At 72.6% G+C, this 1,349-nt stretch carries 1 protein-coding gene; it reads left to right on the top strand.

What is annotated here, in order from left to right:
- The first annotated feature begins 68 nt into the window (after positions 1-68).
- Positions 69-1,145: a methionine synthase gene (locus ACWDNU_RS45920; RefSeq protein ID WP_355284454.1), complete on the top strand. Its 1,077-nt coding sequence runs from the start codon at positions 69-71 to the stop codon at positions 1,143-1,145.
- Positions 1,146-1,349 lie beyond the last annotated feature (204 nt).

The raw sequence follows: 1,349 nt of genomic DNA, 5'->3' as shown, positions 1-1,349 counted from the left end.
GCCGTGGTGCGGGGCAGGATGGTGACCGGCGGCGACCGGCGTTCGATGAATCGAAAGGTGTTGAGCGCGTGACATTGTGGCGCAGCGAGAACTCGCAGGAGACGGCCGCACCGGAGCCGGTCGTTCCGCTCGCCGGTGGCACCGCGACGGGTGTCGGCTCGTGGCCCGGCACCGATCCGCGCGAGGCGGCCGCGACGATCATCGGCGAACTCGCTGATCTCCCGCACCTGGTCGAGCTGCCCGATCGCGGTGTCGGCGCGGACATGATCGGGCGGGTCTCGGCGCTGCTGGTCGACCTGCGCTTCGATTCCACCACCCGCGGCTACCGGTTGGGCGCCCGGCCCGGCGCGGTGTCACGCCGGGCCAGGGACCTGCTGAACGAAGACCTCGACGCCATCGAAGAAGCCTGGGAGACAGCGGGTCTGGCGGGCACGGGCCGCGTGGTGAAGATCCAGTCCGCGGGCCCGCTGACTCTCGCCGCCGAGGTCGAGCTGCCCGGCGGGCACCGGATCCTCACCGATTCCGGTGCGGTGCGCGATCTTTCGGAGTCCCTCGCCGAAGGGCTGGCCCGGCATGCGGCCGAGGTCGCCCGGCGGCTAGGGGCCCAGGTGGTCGTCCAGCTCGACGAACCCCGGCTCACCACTGTGCTCGACGGCTCGCTCCGGGGTCCGAGCATTCTCAACACCATCCGCGCGCTCCCCGAACCGGAGGCGCTGCACATCCTCGACACGGTGATCACCGCTCAGCCCGCGCCGGTCCTGCTGCACACCTGCGCCACCCGCCCCGCCCTCACCACCCTGGGCCGCAGCGCCGCCGCCGCGATCTCCTTCGACGCGGCCACGCTCACCACCGCCGACCTGGACGCCCTCGGCGAGATCCTCGACTCCGGCAAGAAGATCGCGCTCGGCCTGACCCCGACCGCGCCGCCCGCCACCCCGCCCACCTGGCGCACCGTCGCCGAACCCGGCGTCCGCCTGATCGACCGCCTCGGTTTCCCGCGCCGTGTCCTCGCCGAGCAGATCCTGGTCACCCCCGCCTGCGGCCTGGCCGGCGCACCGCTGCCCTGGGCGCGCAAGGCCATCACGCTCACCGGCGAGGTCGCCCGCGCCTTCGCCGAGGAGCCGGAGTCGATCTCGCTCGACTGACGGAGATCAGCCCGGAATGCCCCCGCGACGTGCGGTAACGGTGGCCGGAAGTGTCGGTGGGCTCGACTAGTGTTCGACAGGTGAGTGACAGCGACAGCGTGGTTTCCGTGCGCGCTGCGGTGCTTCGCCGCCGGGATGCGCGGCATGCCGCCCGGTCCCGTTCTCGGCGAGCGTCTCGACGAGCACGGGCTGCGGCTGCTGGTG

The sequence above is a fragment of the Amycolatopsis sp. NPDC003676 genome (assembly GCF_053587275.1).
Note: the sequence above shows the minus strand (reverse complement) of the source record. Positions and strands in the feature narration are given on the sequence as shown.